General features: G+C 63.6%; 19 protein-coding genes. 5 read left to right on the forward strand and 14 right to left on the reverse strand.

Features of this window, described 5'->3' with window-relative positions; all coding sequences use genetic code 11:
- The first annotated feature begins 195 nt into the window (after positions 1-195).
- Positions 196-762: a hypothetical protein gene (locus ACIQWO_RS16050; RefSeq protein ID WP_402825859.1), complete on the forward strand. Its 567-nt coding sequence runs from the start codon at positions 196-198 to the stop codon at positions 760-762.
- A 66-nt stretch (positions 763-828) separates the two neighbouring features.
- On the opposite strand, the gene ACIQWO_RS16055 is transcribed toward ACIQWO_RS16050, so the two are convergent.
- Positions 829-2,148 carry an MFS family transporter gene (locus ACIQWO_RS16055; RefSeq protein ID WP_402825862.1) on the reverse strand — a complete coding sequence of 440 codons (1,320 nt, stop codon included), beginning with the start codon at positions 2,146-2,148 and terminating at the stop codon, positions 829-831.
- 444 nt (positions 2,149-2,592) lie between these two features.
- Between ACIQWO_RS16055 and ACIQWO_RS16060 the strand changes: the two genes are divergently transcribed.
- Both ACIQWO_RS16060 and ACIQWO_RS16065 read left to right on the forward strand, forming a co-directional pair.
- Positions 2,593-3,540, forward strand: coding sequence for a 2-hydroxyacid dehydrogenase (locus ACIQWO_RS16060; RefSeq protein WP_402825865.1), 948 nt, complete (start codon positions 2,593-2,595; stop codon positions 3,538-3,540).
- A 5-nt stretch (positions 3,541-3,545) separates the two neighbouring features.
- Entirely contained in the window at positions 3,546-4,277 is a 732-nt protein-coding gene (locus tag ACIQWO_RS16065) for a GntR family transcriptional regulator (protein ID WP_402825868.1), read from the forward strand.
- A 26-nt stretch (positions 4,278-4,303) separates the two neighbouring features.
- On the opposite strand, the gene ACIQWO_RS16070 is transcribed toward ACIQWO_RS16065, so the two are convergent.
- From ACIQWO_RS16070 to ACIQWO_RS16120, 11 genes are all read right to left on the reverse strand, one after another.
- Entirely contained in the window at positions 4,304-5,977 is a 1,674-nt protein-coding gene (locus ACIQWO_RS16070; RefSeq protein ID WP_402825871.1) for an ABC transporter ATP-binding protein, read from the reverse strand.
- A 70-nt stretch (positions 5,978-6,047) separates the two neighbouring features.
- Positions 6,048-6,827, reverse strand: coding sequence for an SDR family oxidoreductase (locus ACIQWO_RS16075; RefSeq protein WP_402826846.1), 780 nt, complete (start codon positions 6,825-6,827; stop codon positions 6,048-6,050).
- A gap of 5 nt (positions 6,828-6,832) precedes the next feature.
- A complete protein-coding gene (locus ACIQWO_RS16080) occupies positions 6,833-8,395 on the reverse strand; it encodes a class I adenylate-forming enzyme family protein (RefSeq protein WP_402825874.1) in 1,563 nt (520 codons plus the stop codon).
- A gap of 53 nt (positions 8,396-8,448) precedes the next feature.
- On the reverse strand, positions 8,449-9,369 hold the full coding sequence (locus ACIQWO_RS16085) for an ABC transporter permease (RefSeq protein ID WP_402825877.1): 921 nt from the start codon (positions 9,367-9,369) through the stop codon (positions 8,449-8,451).
- Positions 9,370-9,408: 39 nt separating this feature from the next.
- On the reverse strand, positions 9,409-10,401 hold the full coding sequence (locus ACIQWO_RS16090; RefSeq protein ID WP_402825880.1) for an ABC transporter permease: 993 nt from the start codon (positions 10,399-10,401) through the stop codon (positions 9,409-9,411).
- Between the two features lie 21 nt (positions 10,402-10,422).
- A complete protein-coding gene (locus ACIQWO_RS16095; RefSeq protein WP_402825883.1) occupies positions 10,423-12,114 on the reverse strand; it encodes an ABC transporter substrate-binding protein in 1,692 nt (563 codons plus the stop codon).
- A gap of 18 nt (positions 12,115-12,132) precedes the next feature.
- Positions 12,133-12,564, reverse strand: a complete 432-nt coding sequence (locus ACIQWO_RS16100; protein ID WP_402825886.1) for a PaaI family thioesterase — start codon at positions 12,562-12,564, stop codon at positions 12,133-12,135.
- On the reverse strand, positions 12,561-13,577 hold the full coding sequence (locus tag ACIQWO_RS16105; protein WP_402825889.1) for a zinc-binding alcohol dehydrogenase family protein: 1,017 nt from the start codon (positions 13,575-13,577) through the stop codon (positions 12,561-12,563). Before ACIQWO_RS16105 ends, ACIQWO_RS16100 begins: the two co-directional genes overlap by 4 nt.
- A gap of 122 nt (positions 13,578-13,699) precedes the next feature.
- Positions 13,700-14,806, reverse strand: coding sequence for a M14 family metallopeptidase (locus tag ACIQWO_RS16110; protein ID WP_402825892.1), 1,107 nt, complete (start codon positions 14,804-14,806; stop codon positions 13,700-13,702).
- Positions 14,803-15,663 carry a VOC family protein gene (locus tag ACIQWO_RS16115; RefSeq protein ID WP_402825895.1) on the reverse strand — a complete coding sequence of 287 codons (861 nt, stop codon included), beginning with the start codon at positions 15,661-15,663 and terminating at the stop codon, positions 14,803-14,805. Before ACIQWO_RS16115 ends, ACIQWO_RS16110 begins: the two co-directional genes overlap by 4 nt.
- A 254-nt stretch (positions 15,664-15,917) precedes the next feature.
- On the reverse strand, positions 15,918-16,850 hold the full coding sequence (locus tag ACIQWO_RS16120; protein ID WP_402825898.1) for a LysR family transcriptional regulator: 933 nt from the start codon (positions 16,848-16,850) through the stop codon (positions 15,918-15,920).
- Between the two features lie 115 nt (positions 16,851-16,965).
- Between ACIQWO_RS16120 and ACIQWO_RS16125 the strand changes: the two genes are divergently transcribed.
- Positions 16,966-17,400 (forward strand): cupin domain-containing protein, encoded by a 435-nt coding sequence (locus ACIQWO_RS16125; protein ID WP_402825901.1) that lies wholly within the window; start codon positions 16,966-16,968, stop codon positions 17,398-17,400.
- Positions 17,401-17,427: 27 nt separating this feature from the next.
- On the opposite strand, the gene ACIQWO_RS16130 is transcribed toward ACIQWO_RS16125, so the two are convergent.
- The gene (locus ACIQWO_RS16130; RefSeq protein ID WP_402825904.1) at positions 17,428-18,222 is read right to left on the reverse strand and encodes an aldolase; all 795 of its coding nucleotides are present in this window, start codon (positions 18,220-18,222) and stop codon (positions 17,428-17,430) included.
- A 43-nt stretch (positions 18,223-18,265) separates the two neighbouring features.
- Complete coding sequence (locus ACIQWO_RS16135) at positions 18,266-18,985, reverse strand: haloacid dehalogenase type II (RefSeq protein WP_402825907.1); 720 nt, start codon at positions 18,983-18,985, stop codon at positions 18,266-18,268.
- A gap of 110 nt (positions 18,986-19,095) precedes the next feature.
- Here ACIQWO_RS16135 and ACIQWO_RS16140 point away from each other — a divergent pair, with 110 nt between their 5' ends.
- Positions 19,096-19,974 (forward strand): LysR family transcriptional regulator, encoded by an 879-nt coding sequence (locus ACIQWO_RS16140; protein ID WP_402825910.1) that lies wholly within the window; start codon positions 19,096-19,098, stop codon positions 19,972-19,974.
- Positions 19,975-19,983 lie beyond the last annotated feature (9 nt).

Consider the following 19,983-nt stretch of genomic DNA (forward strand, 5'->3'; position numbering starts at 1 on the left):
GTGATCTTCTGGCGTGTGACAAGGCTGAAGCCTCACGCAGCGTGAGGGTCAAGCGATTTTAAGCGGGATGATGCGATCTTATTGATGTGATTTGTTTCATCAGGACAAACCGGCACAAATCTCAACAGTTGTCGTCACTCAGTGGTGCGGGGCGTGGCTACCATTTGCCGGACATCCTTTTGAGAGCCAAAAAGCATGATGAATGTCTGGAAGAAGTATTGGGGGCTGCGTACGCAGGAGTGCCCATGCGACGTGCATTTCGTGGACTGGCTGGAGGCCATGAAACTTACCGGCATGCGCATCTACCACTTCGGCACGGGCGGCCATCACGTGGTGGGCGAGCAGTGCGCACGGCCGTCGCTGGACAACACGGTGTTCGGGATTGCCGCGTCGCCCAAGGAGTACAAGTCGTACGTCGATCTGGTGACACGTCGCCCCGAGATCAGCAAAAACTATCTCGCGTACTTTGGCGACATCTACACGAGCAACACGAAGTTGCTGCCGGTCTTCGATGTCGTTACGCTCTTCCATCTGTGCGAATTCCGCACCGAAGCGAACAGCCGCTACGGCGCAAAGACGGACGAAGAAATCCTGGATCTTTTCGCACGCCACACCGTACCCGGTGGCCACGTGCTTTTCTATAAAGGATCTTCGGCGTACAGCAGTGCCAGATTGGTGATTCAGGCGTGGGCCGAAAAATCGGACTTCACGGAAGTCGGAGAATTCAAGACGTTGCGCGTCTTCCGCAAAGCGCAGGCCTGAAAGCAAAGGAGGCGCAATATTGCGCCTCCTTCGTATGACCGCTCCTACTGCTGTATCAGCACCCGATCAATGCTCGTGATGCAGATACTTTGCCTGACGCGGCAGGCGCAAGCTCACAACGAATGCCAGCACCATCATGCCGGTGACGTACCAGTAGAACGTCGGCTCCATGCCAGCCTTCTTCAGACCCAGCGCCACGTACTCTGCCGAGCCGCCGAAGATCGCGTTGGCGACCGCGTAGGCCAGACCCACGCCCAGTGCGCGCACTTCGATCGGGAACATCTCGGCCTTCACGATGCCGCTGATCGACGTATAGAAGCTCACGATGGCGAGCGCCAGACAAATCAGCACGCCCGCAGCGACCGGGCTTTGCACCGTCTTGAGGGCCGTCAGGATCGGCACCGTGGCAATCGCGCCGAGTGCACCGAACAGCAGCATGTTGTTGCGACGGCCAATCCTGTCCGAGAGCATGCCGAAGATCGGCTGCATGCACATGTAGACGAACAGGCAGGCGGTCATGATGTAGCTCGCCGTCTTGATCGGCATGCCCGCAGTGTTCACCAGGTACTTCTGCATGTAAGTGGTGAACGTGTAGAAGATCAGCGAACCGCCAGCTGTGTAACCCAGCACGGTGAAGAACGCCGCCTTGTGATGGCGGAAGAGCCCTGCGATCGAACCCGCATCGCGGTTGTTACGGCTCGCGCTCGTCGACGTCTCGTGCAGCGTACGACGCAGCATCAGAGCCACCACCGCCGTGATCGCGCCGACCACGAACGGAATACGCCAGCCCCATGCCTTGAGTTCGGCTTCGCTGAGCAACTGCTGAAGAATCACGACCACGAGCACTGCGAGCAACTGACCGCCGATGAGCGTCACGTACTGGAACGACGAGAAGAAGCCGCGACGGCCCTTGAGCGCCACTTCACTCATGTACGTTGCCGTCGTGCCGTATTCGCCACCGACCGACAGACCTTGCAACAAACGCGCGAACAGCAGCAGCGCAGGCGCCCAGTTGCCGATGCTGGCGTATGTCGGCAGCGCCGCGATCAGCAGCGAACCCAGACACATCATCATCACGGAGATGACCATCGAGTTCTTCCGGCCATTACGGTCGGCAATACGGCCGAAGATCCAGCCGCCGATGGGGCGCATCAGGAAACCGGCCGCGAACACGCCAGCCGTGTTGAGCAACTGGGCGGTCGGGTCCGAACTGGGGAAGAACGCGGGCGCGAAGTAGATCGCGCAGAAGGCGTAGATGTAAAAGTCGAACCACTCGACCAGATTCCCGGACGACGCCGCGACAATCGCGAACACGCGTTTGCGGACTTCTTCGGGGGTGGGCGGCTTGTTATCGATTCCGGCGTTGGATGTAGCTGTGTCTCTCATTTCTACTGACGATGGGGGCATCGCATTGATAACTACGTTTACAACATGACGCAGATCCGCTCGTTCTCCTCGATAACACTTCATATACGAAGGGATGAGCTTATCGCGTCGCGGGGGCGGGCCAACTATAGCGGGTGACAGCGGGAACAGACAATGCCCGGACGACGGATTGATTATTGTGAATATAGAAACAATCGGGTGAATTGTTGCGTCGCAGCATAGTGATGACGCCCGCTGGGCGGACGTTTGCGCTGCGCGTCGGGCGTTTCGGTAGACGGGACGATGCCCTCGAAAATTCTAGAAATATTTTTCAATCCCGCCGTCATAAGCTATTCGATAACAAATGCTTAGCGGCAGGCGACACGCCCGGTAGGATGGGCTGCCGCTCTCTCCTGAAGTCCCGGCGTCCGATGTACCGACGCGAGGCACCCTTCCCCCGAAGTCATGCAAGGCGACACGTTATTGATCAAGTCGGGCGGCGCTGCCGCACTGACCGAATGGCAACACCATTTCGCGCGGCTGATGCCGGGCTTGCGTGTGTACGGCTGGGACGATCCGTTCGTCGATGCGCGCAACGTCAAGTACGCGCTCGTCTATCAGCCCGATCACGGACGCCTCGCCCACTACCCGCGCTTACGGCTGATCCTGAGCGCAGCGGCAGGCGTCGATCACATTCTGGCCGATCCGGCTTTGCCATCGGGTGTACCCATTGTGCGCATGGTGACGGAGGAAACGCGCGAGCGCATGAGCGACTTCGTCGCGTTTGCCGCACTGGCCATCGTGCGGGACATCCCGGCGCTGATCGCTGCGCAGCGCGACGGACGCTGGGCCAACGACCTCTCCGGACGTCTCGCGCGCGACACGCGTGTGAGTGTGCTGGGCCTCGGAGAGTTGGGAAGTGCGGTCGCCACGCGTCTGCACGCGAACGGTTTTAAGGTGAACGGTTGGGCGAGGACGCCGCGATTGCTGACGGGCGTCAACGTCTTTGCGGGCGAAGCGCAGCTCGACGCGCTGCTCGCCGAGACCGACATTCTCGTGAATCTGCTGCCCGACACCCATGCCACGCGCGGCATTCTCGGACGCAAGCTGTTTGCGCAGCTCCCGGCCGGGGCCAGCCTGATTCAGGTGGGTCGCGGGGTCCATCTCGACCGGCAAGCACTGCTCGACGCGCTCGATAGCGGCCGTCTGCGCTCGGCGGTGGTGGATGTCTTCGATGTCGAGCCGTTGCCAGCGGACGACGCGCTGCGCCGTCACCCGAAGGTTCTCGTCACGCCGCACATCGCATCGACAGTGTCGTACGCGGCCAGGGCGCGTCAGGTGGCCGACGTGCTTGGCGCACATCTGCGCGGCGCACCGTTGCCGTTCGTCTACGACGCTGCAAGAGGGTACTGAACATCATGGCTCCCGCCTCCCACGAAACAGAGGACGCCGTTTCGATTGCGCGCGGCGACGATGCCTATGAGCGCATCCGGCACGATGTGCTGACTTGCGTCATCATGCCGGGCGCCATCATCACCGAGGCGGAGCTGATGCGCCGCTACGACATTGCGCGCACGAGTTGCCGGGTGGCGCTGGTGCGTCTGGTCCACGAGGGATTCGCGCGCGCAATCCCGCGACAGGGGTATCGAATCTCGCCGGTCACGCTGGCGGACGTCGAGGAGATCTTCAACTTGCGAGGACAACTCGAACCGATGGCTGCGCGTCTGGCGTGCGGCAACGTGGACACCGAGCTTTTGCAACGACTCAACGAAGCGTGCGAAGTGCCATTTGCGCATGAGCCCATCGACCATCAGATCGAGTGGTTTCTGCACACGAACCGAAAATTCCATCTGACGATTGCCGCGGCGAGTGGCAACGCACGTCTGTACCGCACGCTGGCCGGTCTCATGGACGACATGGCCCGTCTCGTCTCGCTGGGTTTCGGGGTGCAGGGCATCCGGCCACGTATCGAACACGATCACGAGAGCATCATTGCCGCGCTCGTGACGGGCAATGCGCCGCGCGCCGAAGCGCTCGCACGCCAGCACATCGAAACCTTCCTCCAGCAGACGAAAGAGCACGTGTTCACGAGCCTTTCGGCGTCGGGCACATGGTTGCCCTATCTGTCCATTGCCGATCTGCGTAAGTAGTGAACGAATGAACGAACGGTCGGTCGTCAGGCGGCAGACAGGGCCTGTGCGCCATTGCGACGCTCGCGATTGCGGCCGGGAATCGCGTCGAGCAACGCACGTGTGTACGGGTGCGAAGGCGCACGGAAGATCGCCGCCGTATCGCCGTACTCGACCACACTGCCCGATTTCATAACGGCGAGCGTGTCGCACAGTTGCGCGGCAATGCGAAGGTCGTGCGTAATGAAAATCATCGACAGACCCAGTTCGGCCTTCAACCGCGCGAGTAATCGCAACACCTGTGCCTGTACTGAGACGTCGAGCGCCGAGACGGGTTCGTCCGCGACAAGTACCTTCGGACGCATCGCGAGCGCCCGCGCCAATCCGATGCGCTGACGTTGGCCCCCAGAGAACTCGTGAGGGAAGCGGTCGAGCGAGTCTGCACTCAGGCCGACGAGTTCGAACAGTTCGAGCGCGTGCGCGTGCGCCTGACCCGGTGGCTCGCCGCGGGCGATCGGCCCTTGCGTGACGATGTCGCCCACGCGCCGACGCGGATTAAGCGAGCTGAACGGGTCCTGAAATACCATCTGAATGTCCTGAGCGTCGCGACGTGATTGCGCATCGAGTGTCCCGTTAGCGAGGTCGATGTCGCGATAGAGAATGCGTCCGGCATCGGGTGTCATCAGCCGAAGGATCGAGCGCGCGAGCGTCGACTTGCCGGAGCCGCTTTCTCCTACGATCCCGAGCGTCTTGCCGCTGCCGACTTCGAGGCTAACGTCGCGCAATGCTGCGGTATCGGCATGCGTCTTCTTGCTGAGCCAGCTACGTTTTGCGTACGTCTTCTGGACCTGCTCGATGCGCAACACGGGCGGTACGGCGTCGTTCGGTGTGGGCAACGTCACGCTCTCGCGTGGCGCAATCGATGCTGTTGATGGCAACGAAGGCACCGCAGCGATCAGCGCGCGCGTGTACCCGTGCGACGGCCGCGACAGAATCGTCTGCGCCGCGCCCTGCTCAACGATCTCCCCATGACGCATGACGGCCACGCGGTCCGCGATTTCCGCTACAACGCCGAAGTCGTGCGTGATGAACAGTACGCCGGTTCCCTTGCGCTGCTGCAAGTCGCGAATGAGCGTGAGGATCTGCGCCTGTGTCGTCACGTCGAGCGCCGTTGTCGGTTCGTCGGCGATTAGCAATTCGGGCTCCAGCGCGAGCGCCATCGCGATCATGGCGCGCTGTCGCTGCCCGCCGGACAACTCGTGAGGGTAGCGTTTTGCCGTTTCGTTGGGCGACGGAATCTGCACTGCGTCGAGCCATTCCAGTGTGCGAGCACGAATGGCGCTGCCGGTCAGTCGCGTATGCGTGCGATAGACCTCGCCGATCTGATCGCCGATGGTGCGCAGCGGATTGAGTGCCGTCATTGGTTCCTGAAAGATCATGCCGATGCGCGAACCGCGCCAGCGGCGGCGCACGGCGTCGGGCAGCGCCAGCAGGTTGCCTGCGCCTTCCCACGCGATGCGTCCCGCGCTTACGTGCACACCGGGCGGCAACAAGCCGAGCAGTGCGCTGGCGGTCATCGATTTGCCCGAGCCGCTTTCCCCGACCATACACAGGATCTCGCCACGCGCGAGCGAGAACGAGACGTCATGAAGCGCGTGCGCACGATCGGCATTGGGCGGCAGATCGAGCGTGAGGTGTTCGACGTCGAGCAAGGTAGTCATTGGACGTGTCCGGGCAGTAGGCGTCAGTTCGGGAGTGCGGTGGGCTTGTGGTGGCGACGGGCGATGGGGGTCAAAGACGCTGACCGCCACTGGCATCGATGGCTTGTCCCGTGACCCAGCGGGCGGCGTCGCTGGCAAGAAAGGCCACGATGTCCGCGATGTCTCGGGGTTGTCCGACGCGTCCCAGCGCGACGGTTCGGGCGATGTCCTGACTGGCGACGGGATCGCTCGCGCGCCGGTTCAGGTCCGTCGCTGTCGCGCCGGGCAATACGGCATTGACGGTGATGCCTCGCGCTCCGAGGTCGGCGGCGAGCGAGAGCGTCAGGGCTTCGAGTGCGGCCTTGGCGGGCGCATAGACGCTCATCTCCGGATAGGCCGCACGTGTCCCGATGGACGAGACGTTGACGATGCGTGCACCGTCCCTCAGATGCTTCAACGCGTGCTGGATCAGGAAGAACGGCGACTTGAGGTTGACTTGCAGCACCCGGTCGAAGTCCTCCGGTGTCACTGCGTCGATGCGTGCCCGGAGTCCCACACCAGCGTTGTTCACGAGAACATCCAATTGCGGCGGCAGGTCGTGCGCCGCGAGGGCACCGATGAAACGTTCGACCAGTGCGCCTGCGCCGTCCGGCGACGACAGGTCGGCTTGCACTGCAAACGCCCGGGCACCGCGCTCACGCAGTTGCAAGACGAGTGCGTCGGCCTCGGCGGACGCGGCGTTATAGTGCACGGCAACGATCGCGCCACGCGCGGCCAGCGCCGTGGCAATGGCGCGGCCAATGCCACGGCTCGCGCCGGTGACAAGGGCGACTTTGCCGTCGAGGCGAATCGGATCCTGAAGGTCGGACAGTTGAGTCATGATGCAATGGTTCCGGTAAGTGAGGCTGAGTTCTGACGTTGATCGCTCCAGCCTTGCGTCGCTTCGAGGGATCGCGCCTGTTGGAGCAGCGAATGACGGTCGACCTTGTTGGTCCCCGCCCACGGCAGCTCAGTGACGAACGCCACACGACGCGGATGCTGATACGCGGGGCCGTTCGCGAGCGCATGCTGCCTGAGCGCCTCGACGCTCAGCGTGCTGCCGGGCTGTCGCACCACGAAAGCGACCGGCACGGCGGCGCGTTCCTCGTCGGGCAGTGGCACCACGCTCGCCTGACGGACTTCCGGATGCGCTTCGAGTACCTTCTCCACTTCCACCGGATAGATGTTCTCGCCTGCGCAGACGAACATGTCGTCTGCGCGTCCGACGAAGTAAAAGAAGCCGTTGGCGTCTCGTCGCATCACGTCGCCGCTGTAGTACCACCCGTCACTCAGCACTTGTGCCGATTTTTCCGGCAGACGGTGATATCCGTGCATGACCGCCGGGTTGCGCATGCATAGCACCCCCTCGTTGGCGTCGGGACCCTCAACGAGCTTCACCGTATCGGGAAAGAGCGGATAGCCCAGCGCGAGCGGCGGCAGGGGAATGCCCTCCGGATGCGGGCCAAAGATGCTCGGTCCCGCTTCTGTCGTGCCGTAGCCGTGGTGAATGTGCGTGGTAGGAAATGCAGCCTGAATGCGGGCAAGCAGGGCGGTGCTCATCGGTGCGGATCCGAGCATCAGGCGGGCGAGCGACGAGACGTCGCGACCGGCGAGGGTCTGCGGATCTTTCACGATGCGCGCGAACATCGTTGGCACAGCGGCCAGCACAGTGATGCGGTAGCGCTCGAGTGCGTCGACGTATGTCGACACATCGAAGGACGGCAGGATTACCAGCGTGCCGTTCACGGAGAAGGCACGCTTGGCCATGAACAGCCCGTTCATATGAAACAACGGCTGCGCGAGCAGAAAGCGCTCCGTCGACGGATGTGTCGGCTGAACGTACGTCGCGCCCAGCGCCCATAGCTGCCCGGCGTGGGTGAGCGGCACGCCCTTGGGTTTGCCCGTCGAGCCGGAGGTGTAGAGCATTTGCGCGACATCGTCTTGGGCAGCGCGGACGGCGTCGAAATCCGCAGGCTGAATCTGCGCGACGAAGCCATCCGCACCCTCGTCGTCGAAGTCGATCACAGGCACGCGTGCGCTCAGGGCATCGCGACGCGGACCGTCGACGAACGCTAGCGAGATGCCCGCATCGTCGATAACGTAATCGAGGATCTCACGCGACTGCTTGATGTTGATGGGCACGGCGACATAGCCCCCTCGCATGATGCCGAAGTAGGCGATCAGATACTCCGCGCGGTTAAGCGACGCAATCGCGACATGCGCGCCTTGCGGCAGACCGCGTGCACGAAGGGCCGTCGCCACACCGTTCGCCAGGCGATCGATGTCGGCGTGCGTGTAGGTGCGCGGGTGGTCGGCGTCGCGCAAGTCGACGATGGCTGTCGCGTCGAGACTGAGGGATCGGTCGACGAGGTCGCCGAGGTTATGCCAACGGTGCGTCATAGCGTTTAGTGAAGCAAAAGTGTTCTTGAGTGTTCGATGGACACAGCCAGCGATCAGCGTTTGCGAAGCGCGGGATTCAGTGCGTCGTTCAGACCATCGCCCACGAGGTTGAGCGCCAGCACGGCCAGCATGATGGCGATGCCGGGTTCGGCGCACAGATACCAGGACGAGCGGATTAACGTGCGGCCCTCGCCGATCTGGCGTCCCCAACTGGCGATGTTCGGATCGCCCAGCCCGAGGAAGGACACGACCGACTCGTAGAGGATGGCGCCTGCGACGACCAGCGTGCCCATCACGAGCACGGGGGGCAACGCGTTAGGCAGCACCTCACGCAGGGCAATGCGCCACGACGACAGTCCCACGGTCCGACACGCCTGTACGAATTCCCGCGACTTGAACGAGAGACATTCGGCGCGCGTGAGCCGGGCAATCGCAGGCCACGACACGAGCGCGACAGCGATCACCGTGTTCTCGATGCGCGGCCCGAGAATGGCGACGACCGTCAGCACGAACACGACGTTCGGCACGATCTGGAACAGTTCGGTGAAGCGCATCAGCACTTCGTCGATCCAGCCGCCCCACCATGCGGCGATGGCACCTATCGACACACCGATGACCGTCGCGGCCACACTCGCGACTAGCCCGATGGCCAGCGTTGCGCGCGCTCCGTGGGCGAGCATCGCGGCGATGTCACGTCCCAATGCATCGGTGCCGAGCGGGTATTGCCACTGCTCGAACGGCCAGATTTCAGGCGTGGCGACGATGCGCAGCGGGTCGCCGGGATACCACCAGCCTGCGCACAAGGCGACGAGCACGATCAGCGCAAGCAGCACCGCACCGGCGACGGCGCCGCCATGACGGGCGAATTGCTGCCACGTGCGCGAACCGCGGCGTGCCGGGCGTGCAAGGGCGGAGGGTGCGCTGGCATCGAGCGTGTCGGGAGTCGGAAGAGCGGGTTCGGCGGAAGACGTCATGTTGCAGACCAGTTCATTACAGTAAGGCGAGACAAAGGCTCACGCGTCGTGTGTGCGGATACGAGGATCGAGGCGCGTGTAGATGAGATCGACGGCGATATTGGCGACGATGACCAGCGCCGAGCTGAGCACGAGCAGTCCCAGCACGACCGGATAGTTGCGGCTCATCACACTGTCGAACAACACCCCGCCGATGCCCGGCCAGCTGAAAACGGCTTCCACGACGATGCTCCCGCCGAGGACGGTGCCGACTTGCAGTCCGAGTAGCGTGACGACCGGTAGCATCGCGTTGCGCACCATGTGACGGGTGATGACCGCGCGCCGCGTGAGCCCTTTCGCCTGTGCGGTGCGCACGTGATCCTGACGCGCCACCTCAAGCATCGACGCTCGCATGACGCGCGCATACGTCGCCGCGTAAAACAGTCCGAGGGTGAGCGCCGGTAGCGTGAGGTGGTGAAGCACGTCCAGCGAGGCATGCCAGGCGCCGACAATGCCGGTGCCGTAGTCCATTCCGATGGTGGTCATGCCACCCACCGGGAACCACCCCAGCTTCACGGAGAACAGGATGATGAGCATGATCCCGAGCCAGAAGCTTGGCGCAGCGAAGCACACCACAGCCGCGACCGAGACGAGCGTGTCGCGCCAGGTGTTCACGTTCACGGCCGCCACAACGCCAGCGGCCACGCCCACGATCACGGCGACAAGCAGGCTCGCCAGCATCAGCACGAGCGTGGCCGGAAGATGCGCCATGATGACGTCGAATACCGGCAGGTTGTGCCGATACGAATAGCCGAGATCGAGGTGCACCACGGAGTTGATGTAGTGAAGCAACTGCTGCCACAGCGGCTTATCCATTCCGTACGTCACCCGCAGACGCTCGATGAGCGCGGGGTCGGTGACCTGCTGTTCCGCCGTCATCACGTCGAGCAACGTGCCGGGCACCGACTGAATCAGGCAGAAGTTCATGACGATCACCCCGAGCAGCAACGGAATGGCCTGAACGATCCGGCGTAACAACAGACGCATCACCATGACAGCCGTCTCCTCACACGATCACGAGGCGAGCCAGACGTCGGCCAGTGCGTCGCCCTGCACGTTGGCACTCGTCGTCGCATTGCGCACGTTGGTGCGAGAGAGCGTGAACGATTCCATCTCGACGAGCGGCACGAGCGGCACTTCGGTCGCGGCAAGTCTTGCGAAGTCGTGCGCGAGCTTCTGACGCTTCGCGTTGTCGGTTTCTACGGTCAGGCGGTCGACGAGCGCGTCCATCGCCGGGTTCGAATAGCCGGTCGCATTGCGGAAGGCTGCACCCTTGACGATGCCGTCCGTCGTGAAGAACTGCGTGACCACGGGGACAAGCTCCAGCGGCGCGGTGAAGTTCGAGATGGCGATGTCGTAGTCGTAATCGCTATAAATGCGCTTGAGCGACGTGGCGCGGTCGAGCGAGTCGAGCTTGACGGCGATGCCCACATCCTGAAACGCCTGTTTGAGGTACTGCCCGAGCTTGGCGTTCTCCTCGAACCACGCGGCAGCCACGAGATTGACCGAGAAACGCGTGCCGTTCTTGCGCGGCAGACCGGCGGCGTCGAGCAACGCGTTGGCCTTGGCGGGATCGAACGGATACTTCGGGACGTCGTCCGTGAAGAACAACGCATTGGTGCGGAAGATCGGGGAGACGGCGGGCTTGCCGCGACCGAAATAGATCGTGTCGATGATGAACTTGCGATCGATGGCATGCAGGATCGCCTGACGGACTTCCTTGCGTTTGACGTGATCGCGTCGCTGGTTGAACTCGACGGTCACGGTCCACGCGGCGTTCTCGTAACCACGCGTGTCGACGACGATCTTGCCGGTCTTCACGAGACGGTCGATATCGCGCGCTGGCACCGGGTTCGAGAAGGCGACGCCGAGCTCGCCGGTCTCAAGTGCGGCCGAGCGCGAAGCGGGGTCGCCCCACCAACGAACGATGAGTTTGTCGGGGTACGGTTGCGCGGCGTTCCAGTATTGCTCGTTGCGCGTGTACGAGACGTAGCTGCCGCGCACCCACTGACCATATTTCCACGGGCCGGTGCCCACTGGCGCATTGTTGAGCGGGTTAGTGATGATGTCCTTGCCTGCGTATAGATGCTTCGGCACGACCACCTGATACTGACCGGCAAGTATCGACTTGAAGAAGAACTCCGGCACCGGCGTGGAGAATTCGAGTTTGACGGTGTGCGCATCGGGCGCGCTGACGCGCTTGAGTGCCTTGAGCGCGACACCCGCCGAGATCGGCTTCCAGTGCTCTTGCACGTTGTAGACGACATCATCCGCGGTGAACGGTTTGCCGTCGTGCCAGAGCACGTTCTTGCGCAACGCGACGGTGTATGTCCTGAAGTCGGCCGACGCTTTGACGTCGGTCGCCAGCACGGGCTGGAACGCGAGCTTCTCGTCGATCTTGAGCAGACGTTCGAGAATCTTGGTCGACGTCATGAACGGGCTGGAGCCGCCGCCGCCCGGCACGAACAGCGCCTGCGGTTCCAGTCCGCCCCAACTGGCCACGAGCGTGCCGCCGCGACGCGGCGTGGCGTTGGCGGCACTGGACGCATCCGCCGCAAACGCGCGCGTGGGTGAGACGAGCCAGCCAGTCGTTCCCGCGAGCGCGGCGGAGGTGGCGGCCAGGGCGCTGCCAGCGCTGCGATACAGGAACTGACGACGTGAACGGGAATGGGAGTGGGAAAGGGACGAACCCCGGAACTTGCGCATAATGAACTCCGAAACTTCTTACACAGGCGGCAATGTGGCGTAACTCGCACGACCGATGGCGACGAGCGCGCCTTGCGCATTGAGCAGATCGACGTCGGCCACGCCGATGCTCTTGCCGAGCCGTCGCACCCGGGCGATGGCGCGCAGATCGGTGTTGATGGCCGGGCGCAGGTAGTCGACGCGGAAGTTGACCGTCGGCAGGCCACGGCCGACGAGCATGCCGACGGCGAAGTCACCGACCGTGTCGATCACGGCGGCAAGCGGGCCACCGTGCCACTGACGCGTCCCCGCGCCACGCTCGAACGCGTTCTGAAACGGGATGTCGACTTCGATGGTCTGCGCGTCGTGGTCGAGCGACGTGACGCGCATCCCGAGCCATGCGATGAACGTCGAGTTGTCGAAGGCTTGCTGAACCTGTTCGACGGACAGGGTGCGGGTCGTCGTGCTCATGCGCCCACCAGGACCTTGCCGACGATCTGACGGTTTTCGAGCGACGCGAGCGCCTGTGCGCCGTCTTCCAGCGGCCACTTCTTGTCGACCAGCACGCGAAGCTTGCCGCTGGCGACCAGTTCGAGCAGTTCGTGGAGGTCTTCGCGATCCCAGCCGTTCGAGCCGCGAATCTGCAACTCGAAGGTCCAGATGAAGCGCAAGTCTTCCTTCGGGTCAAAGCCCGCCGTCGCGCCGCACGTCAGCACGCGCCCGCCCTGACGCAGGGTGCGCAGCGAGCGCGTCCACGTGTCGCCGCCGGTGAAGTTCACGACGACATCGACGCCGCCGTTGTTGGCGGCACCGCGACGACGCGCCGCTTTGCCGTAGCGCGCACGCACGACTTCGACGAAGTCTTCCTCGGTGTAATAGATGATGTCGTCCGCGCCCAGCTCTCGCAGGCGCTCGCCCTTTTCACGCGATCCGGCACAGGCGATGACTTCGGCGCCAGCGAGCTTGGCCAGTTGCACAGCACACACGCCCACGCCGCCGCTCGCGCCGAGAATCAGCACGCGCTCACCGGCCTTGACCTGACCAATGCGCTGCATCATGCGCAGCGCCGTGCCATAGGCGACCGGCAACGCGGCGGCATCGTCGAACGACACGCCGTCGGGCAGTCGCACGAGCTGGTGTTCGGGCACGCGGCACAGTTCGGCCAGCCCGCCGTGGGTTGTCTCGCCGACGAGGCCGCCTGTCACTCGATTGATCGGATCGACCAGCACGCGATCGCCGACGGACCAGCCCTGCACACCGGGGCCGATGCTGGCGATCTCCCCCGCGACGTCCAGACCGATGATGACGGGGAATGGCAGCTTGATGCCGGGCATGCCGCGACGGGTGAACACGTCGTGGTAGTTCAGCGACGACGCGCGCACGCGCAGCACGACTTCGCCTTCGCCCGCGACGGGGTCCGGGAAGTCGGTTTCGAGTTTGAGTGCACTGTTGTCGCCGTGCTCGCGCAATACGATGGCTTTCATGCTGGGTCTTGGGTCGATTTCAGGATGAGCGAGCCCCTCGGGCCGCGCCGATCCTTGTTGATGAGTGGAAAGAGGTGAGTGGCTTCGGGCGCTTACGCGTTCATACGCTCAGCACCAGTCGGCTAGCCGGATGTCGCGAGACCTTGCAGCGCCTGCGCCGTGATCTGCAGCCCGTGCGCGAGCACGCTGTTGCGCCACACTGACGAGACCGGCACGAAGGCGTCCAGCACGTCGGCGCGCAGCAGGCGGTCACGTGCAGCGTCCTGATGGGCCTGCGCGCGTGAGCGCAGCCACTGGTCGAGGCGGTTGGCGACGCTTGCATTCGCGCCGCGCGTACCGAATTCGACGACAGCGCCGATCACCGGGCGCCCCTTGGCGAATTGTTCGACGCCACGGAACACGAGCCCTTGATAGTCGGGACGCTGCAAGCCATGCGGGCGTTGATTCAGCACACGCTCGGCGCTCCACCAGCGGGCAGCCTCGCGTTGCTCGTCGCTACCTTCCGCGTTGAAGCACAGGAAGAACGGTTCGCCGTATTCGCCAATGCCCGTGTGCCAGTCGATCAGGCCGATGCGCTGCGCTTGCGACAGCTCGCGCTCAACGATGGTCTGCAAGGTGACGTTCGACCATTCGCGCGAGCGTCCACCGTAGATCAGACCATCGGCGTGGGTGTACTGACCGCTGGCGAGCGTGTTGAAAAGTGCGTCGGGGCCGTGTTCGGTGCGAAAGGCGTCGATGGCACGCGCACTTTGCGCTAGCCCGTCGGACGTCCACTCGGCGGGAATCAGATGGTCGTGCAGCGACGCGTAATGCGCATTGACCGGATGTGGCTTGTCGTGGTCGATGAAGTTGCGATTCAGATCGACGTTGTGTTCGGTCGTGCGCGAGGCGTGTGCGAAGCCATAAGGATTGATGGCGTGCACGAAGGTCACGGCGATGTCGGGCGGCAACGTCTGCGCTGCATGCGTCAGCCAGGCCGTCTGAACGGCCGATCCCGCCCCGCCTTCCAGTCCGTGTGTGCCACTGATGGCGAGCAACTGATGCGGTGCGTGCGCCGGACCGAGTCGCGCGACGTCGACGGTCAGTTCGCTGCCATCCGGCGCTTTGGCATTGGGGTGGACATGTGAGGTCAGGCTCGCGCCTGCGTGGTCGGCAGCGGTGCGAAAGCGTTGGCGCGCGTCCGCATAGTCGACGCCGAACGCTTGCCACCAGGTGGGCTGACCGCTCATGCTGCGTCCCCCTCGACGAACTGGAGCGCGACATGGAAGCCGTCGGCGGCAGCCACGAGCACGGACTCGTCGTCGAGCGTCGTCCAGGGCACGCCGTTCTCTCGTAGTGTTGCCTGGGTCTGGGCAAGGGAGCGGGTGCGCAGGATCAGTGCGACGCTGCGCTCGCTGCCGTCGTCCGTCGTCTCGACTTTGCCGAAGCGTTGGGCCGCTTCCGGAGGCGTGACGAAGTGGACGCGGGCGTGGCCAGCGGTGAAGGTATAACCCTTGTCACCGGTTGCACTCAGGATACCCGGGCCGAAGACACGGTCGTAAAGGGCGGCGGTGACGGCCGGATTCGGCGTCGAGACGACGTAGCCGACGATGTCCGTCACGCCATTCGGATGATCGCGCCATTCGTCGCGCCAGACATGCTCCGGCGTGAAGTGATGGCAGAAGAACGTGCGGCCGTTGCGAACCAGTTCGCTGGCGAGTCGCACGGTGCGAAAGCGGGCGTCTTGCGTGGTGCCGTCGGGCAGACGCACCGGACGGAAGAACTCGGCCGGTGTCTCCACGCCGATACCGCGTTCCTGCAGTGCGGTGAAGAGAGCGTGCGAGTCCTGCGTCTTGAAGACGAGACCGGTCAGCCCGAGCGGGGCCTGCGTCACGTCGGGGCGTGCGGTCGATTTGCCAGCTTCGAAGCCGAGCAGCTCAAGGTAGTTTTCGCCAAAGATCGCCAGGTGATTGCTGGTGCCGAGCGAGTGATGACCACGTTCGGTCAGGGCAAAGCCCAGACGGCGATACGTATCGACAGAGGCTTCGAGCTCACCCTTGACGTTGATAACGACGTGATCGAGAACCGGTGCGGGAATCTGACTCATGCCTGACCTCCGATGCGTTGATGAGAGAGCGGGGCGAGGGAGGCAACGCAGGCAAAGGCGGCGGTGGGGAAGAACGCGGACAAACGGCCCCCCGGGACATAACGACTGGACACGACAGCTCCCGACAGAGAATGGACGACCTGCCCATTCTAGAAGCGCGCCCCTCATAGCCCAACTGATGCTTTTTGCTTTGCTTAGTGCGTCACGTGCGTTCGTGAGGGCCTCACGAGGCTGGCGTCGCATTGACGGGCGGCTCAGCCTTTCCTGGTGGTCGTTCTCATCCTCTGAGACCTGGCAGTTTGGACCGGATTGGCGGAAGTTTCAATCACATTCAGAAGGTGATCGGAGAAGGCCTTGACCTTTGGTGTCAGGGCGCGTCGTGAGGGATAGACCAGATAAAGGCCCACCTGCGTATCCACGTCGCCGACCGGCAGGTCGACGAGCTTGCCGCTCGCGACGTCGGCGTCGCAGAGGTGCGCGGGGAGGACCGCTGCCCCGGCGCCATGCAGCGCCAACTGCCTGAGCAGGGCGAAGCTGTTGGTGGCGACCGCGTAGTCCGCTTGCGTTGCGATGAGCGCGGCCGAACGCGGGGACATCGCTGGCGCACCGCGTGGTTTGAAGACGAGTGCGGGAATGTTCTTCGACACGCGCTTGCCTCGTCCCGGACCGAAGACAGAACTTGCAAAGCGTGCGAAACCGAACGTGGCGATACGACGCGCAACGACGTGATCGCCGCCCGGCTGACCGCCGCGAATCGCCATGTCGAGATTGTCGTCGACGAAGTTGCTCACGCTATCGTCCACCAGCACGTCGAAGCGAACGCGCGGATGCGCTTCGCGGAATGTCGCGATGGCCTGACTGAGCGCATCGAAAGGGAAATCGAACGGCACACCGAGGCGTATCGATCCGCTCAGGGGACGGCGTCCGGTGACATCGGTTGCATCGAATTGTTCGGCCTCGCGAAGCGTCCTGATCGCGGGGGCCGCGCGGTCGAAGTAATTGCGACCGTCGTCCGTGAGCGCCATGCGCCGCGTGCTGCGTCGAAGCAGCAACACGCCCAGATGCGCTTCGAGCGAGGCGACGCGCGCACTGACCGTCGAGCGAGGGATTTCCAGCGTGCGCGCGGCCGCGGAGAACGAGCCGCACTCGACGACGGTGACGAACGCCAGCGTTGCATTGAGATCCATTGTCCATTCCATTGGCAAGTCTTGCCAATTTTAGACGTCTTTTCGCTCAAGTGAGCGGCAGTCAGAATGAAGACATTCCCCCTGATCTCAATCGCACGAAGGAGTGTCACGTCCCATGAAGTCTGAATTCAACCCGTCCGCCGATGTCGTGTCGTTTGCCAACATGGATGTACGGCTCCTTGCCGGTGTGCACGACCGCGATGAGCGAGATATCACGCTCATGGACATGACCGTGAACCCGCAAGGTGGTGCGCCGATGCATCGTTCGCTCGACGAGGAGAAGACGTTTGTGATGACGCACGGGCGCTTGCGTTTCACCGTGGGCGACACGACGCGCGACGTCGTTGCGGGCGATACCGTGACTGTGGCGAAGGGCGACGTGCACGGCTTCGTCAACGAGCAGGAGATGTTGGCGCGCATGCTGCTGGTGTCGACGCCCGCACGTCACGATGCGTTCTTCCGCGCCATGGCGGCGCTACCCGTGCCGCACGACCCGCAGGCGGTGCGCGAGGTGTGCGAGACGTTCCGGCAGGAAATCGTCGGCCTCTAAGCGCAAGGCGGTTGGCGCAATGATGCTCTACCGGTCGAACGGCACCCCGGCGGCACGCAGACGTCGCATCGCGCTGTCCAGATGCGCACGAGCGCTGTGCGGGTCGCCTGCGCGCATCTCGGCGGCGGTGCGTCGCGCGATGGCCTCGGGCACCGGGCGAAGCTCGCGCGCCGTGCTCATCGCCTTGCACTGGACTTCGCAGGCGCGCTCCAGATAGTAGAGGTCGTCCCACGCTTCGGCGATGTTCGGTCCCGCAACCATGACGCCGTGATGCTTCATGAAGACGATGTCGGCGTCGCCCATCGCCGCCGCGATGCGGTCACCTTCCTCGTTGCCGAGCGCGAGACCGTTGTAGTCGGTGTCGAGCACCGTTCGTCCGTAGAACTTGAGCGCCGTTTGTCCCGCCCAGACGAGCGGCTCGCCTTCGCTCATCGCCAGCGCCGTCGCCCAGGGCATGTGCGTGTGGAAAGCTGCCCGCACGCGCGGGTTTGCCTTGTGCAGGCGCGCGTGGATGTAGAACGCGGTGGCTTCGAGCACACCGTCACCCGCCACGACATGACCGTCGAGATCGCAGACGAGCAGGTTCGACGCGGTGATCTCTTCGAAGGCCAGCCCGAACGGGTTCACCAGAAACCATCGGTCGCTGCCGGGCAACATCGCCGAGAAGTGATTGCAGATGCCTTCCTCAAAGCCATGCATCGCTGCGAGCCGGAAGCAGGCCGCGAGTTCTTCGCGCGCGATGCGCACGGCGGGTGTGTCGAGATCCACGTCGTCGACGCGCAGCGACGCGTCGTCGGCGTTCAGCGAGAGGGTGTGCGCCATGTCGGTCTCCTCGTGATCGTCTGCGTTCGGGTAAGTTGAGCGCTTACCAGCCGAATCCGTCGAACAACGGTACCACGGTGTCGAGTGTGGCGATGGTCGCGTCCGGGGTGTAATCGGGCAGCGGCCGACGTCCGGTGCCGCGATCCACCCACACGCACCGGAAGCCGATATCACGCGCTGCCGCGTGGTCCAGATGCGGGCTGGCGCAGATGTGGACGACGTCGTCCTTCGTCACGCCGAGTTGTTGGTGCGCGTAGTCGAACAGACGCCGATTCGGCTTGTACGCCCCGGCTTGCTGCGCGGTGATCACGCGATCGATGTGCCCGCCGAGTTGCGCGACATTGCCCGCGATGATGTCGTCGTCTGTGTTGGAGACGATGCACAGCCGGTAGCCGCGCGCCTTCAGAGCCGCCAGCGTCGGCACGACTTCCTGGAACGGCGGCATGGCCGAGATGTTGTCCGTCAGTACGCCGATGTCTTGCGGCGACGCCTGCAAGCCGAGATCCTGCAACGCAAGACGAAGTCCTTCGCCTGCGACCTCACGAAATGCGCGGTGCGGCGGCGTCTGCTCCAGCGCGTGCTCGTGATGGTCGAACGTCGCGATCAGGTCGGACGTGCCGATGTTGTGGCCGGGCTTGCTTTGCAGAATGCGCGTGACCGCGTCGCGCAGCCCTTCGTCCCATTGAATGAGCGTGCCGTAGCAATCGAAGGTGAGCCATTGCGGACGCGGGCTGTGTTGCAGCGAGGTGGACGTTCGGGACATGACGGATCTCCATGAGGAAAGCGGGATGACGTCAGCGTAGTCGTTTCACTTCACATTCTGAAATTAAATTAAAATCCAATACTTATCGAATTCATAAATATGGTGCCGTTATGCTGGATCTCGGCTTACTCAAGACACTCGTTGCGGTCGTCGACGAAGGTAGCTTCACGCGTGCGGCGGAGCGGGTGCATCGCACGCAGTCGACCGTGAGCCAGCAGATCCGGCGTCTGGAAGACGAGCTTGGGCGGCAGTTGCTCATGCGCGACCGCTCCGGGGTGAACGTCACGCCCACGCTTCATGGCGAGCTGCTCGCACAGTACGCACGCAAGCTGCTCACGCTGTCGATGGAAGCCGTCGACGCGATGGAAAACGACAGCCGTGTCTCGACGGTACGCGTGGGACTGCCCGAGGACATCGATGCGCGTCGCATGGCCGACATGCTCTCGCGCTTCGTGCAGGCGCACGGCGATATCCGTCTGGAGATCGTGGCGGGCATGAGCACCGACTTGCGGGAGCGGTTGAGTGCGGGCGATCTGGAGCTGGCGCTCGTCAAACGGGAACCGGGGCAGGGCGACTGTCTGATGGCGTGGCCGGAGACGCTGGTGTGGGCGATGGCGGCGCGCTCTGCGGCGCGGGAGGCCGACAGCCTGGCGCACGCGCCGGTGCCGCTGGCGCTGTTCCCGCAGGGCTGCATTTACCGACAGCGCGCGATTCGCAGCCTCGACGCGGCGCAGCGTCCGTGGCGCATGGCGTTCGGCAGCCATAGCCTCACGGGTATTCAGGCGGCGGTGTCGTCCGGGCTCGGGGTGTCGGTTCTGCCGGAGATAGTGCTGTTACCTGACCACGCGGTGTGTGACACCTTGCCGCCACCGCCACCCTCGGAGATTGCGTTGATGGATGGCGGTGGCCCGGCGTCGGCATCGCGCCGGGCGCTCGCCGACTTTCTCGCGACGACGGTCGGCGAGACGCTGGGTGTCGCGACGGCGTAGTACGGGAAG

The sequence above is a fragment of the Pandoraea sp. NPDC090278 genome, assembly GCF_044772185.1.
Classification (GTDB): Bacteria; Pseudomonadota; Gammaproteobacteria; order Burkholderiales; family Burkholderiaceae; genus Pandoraea.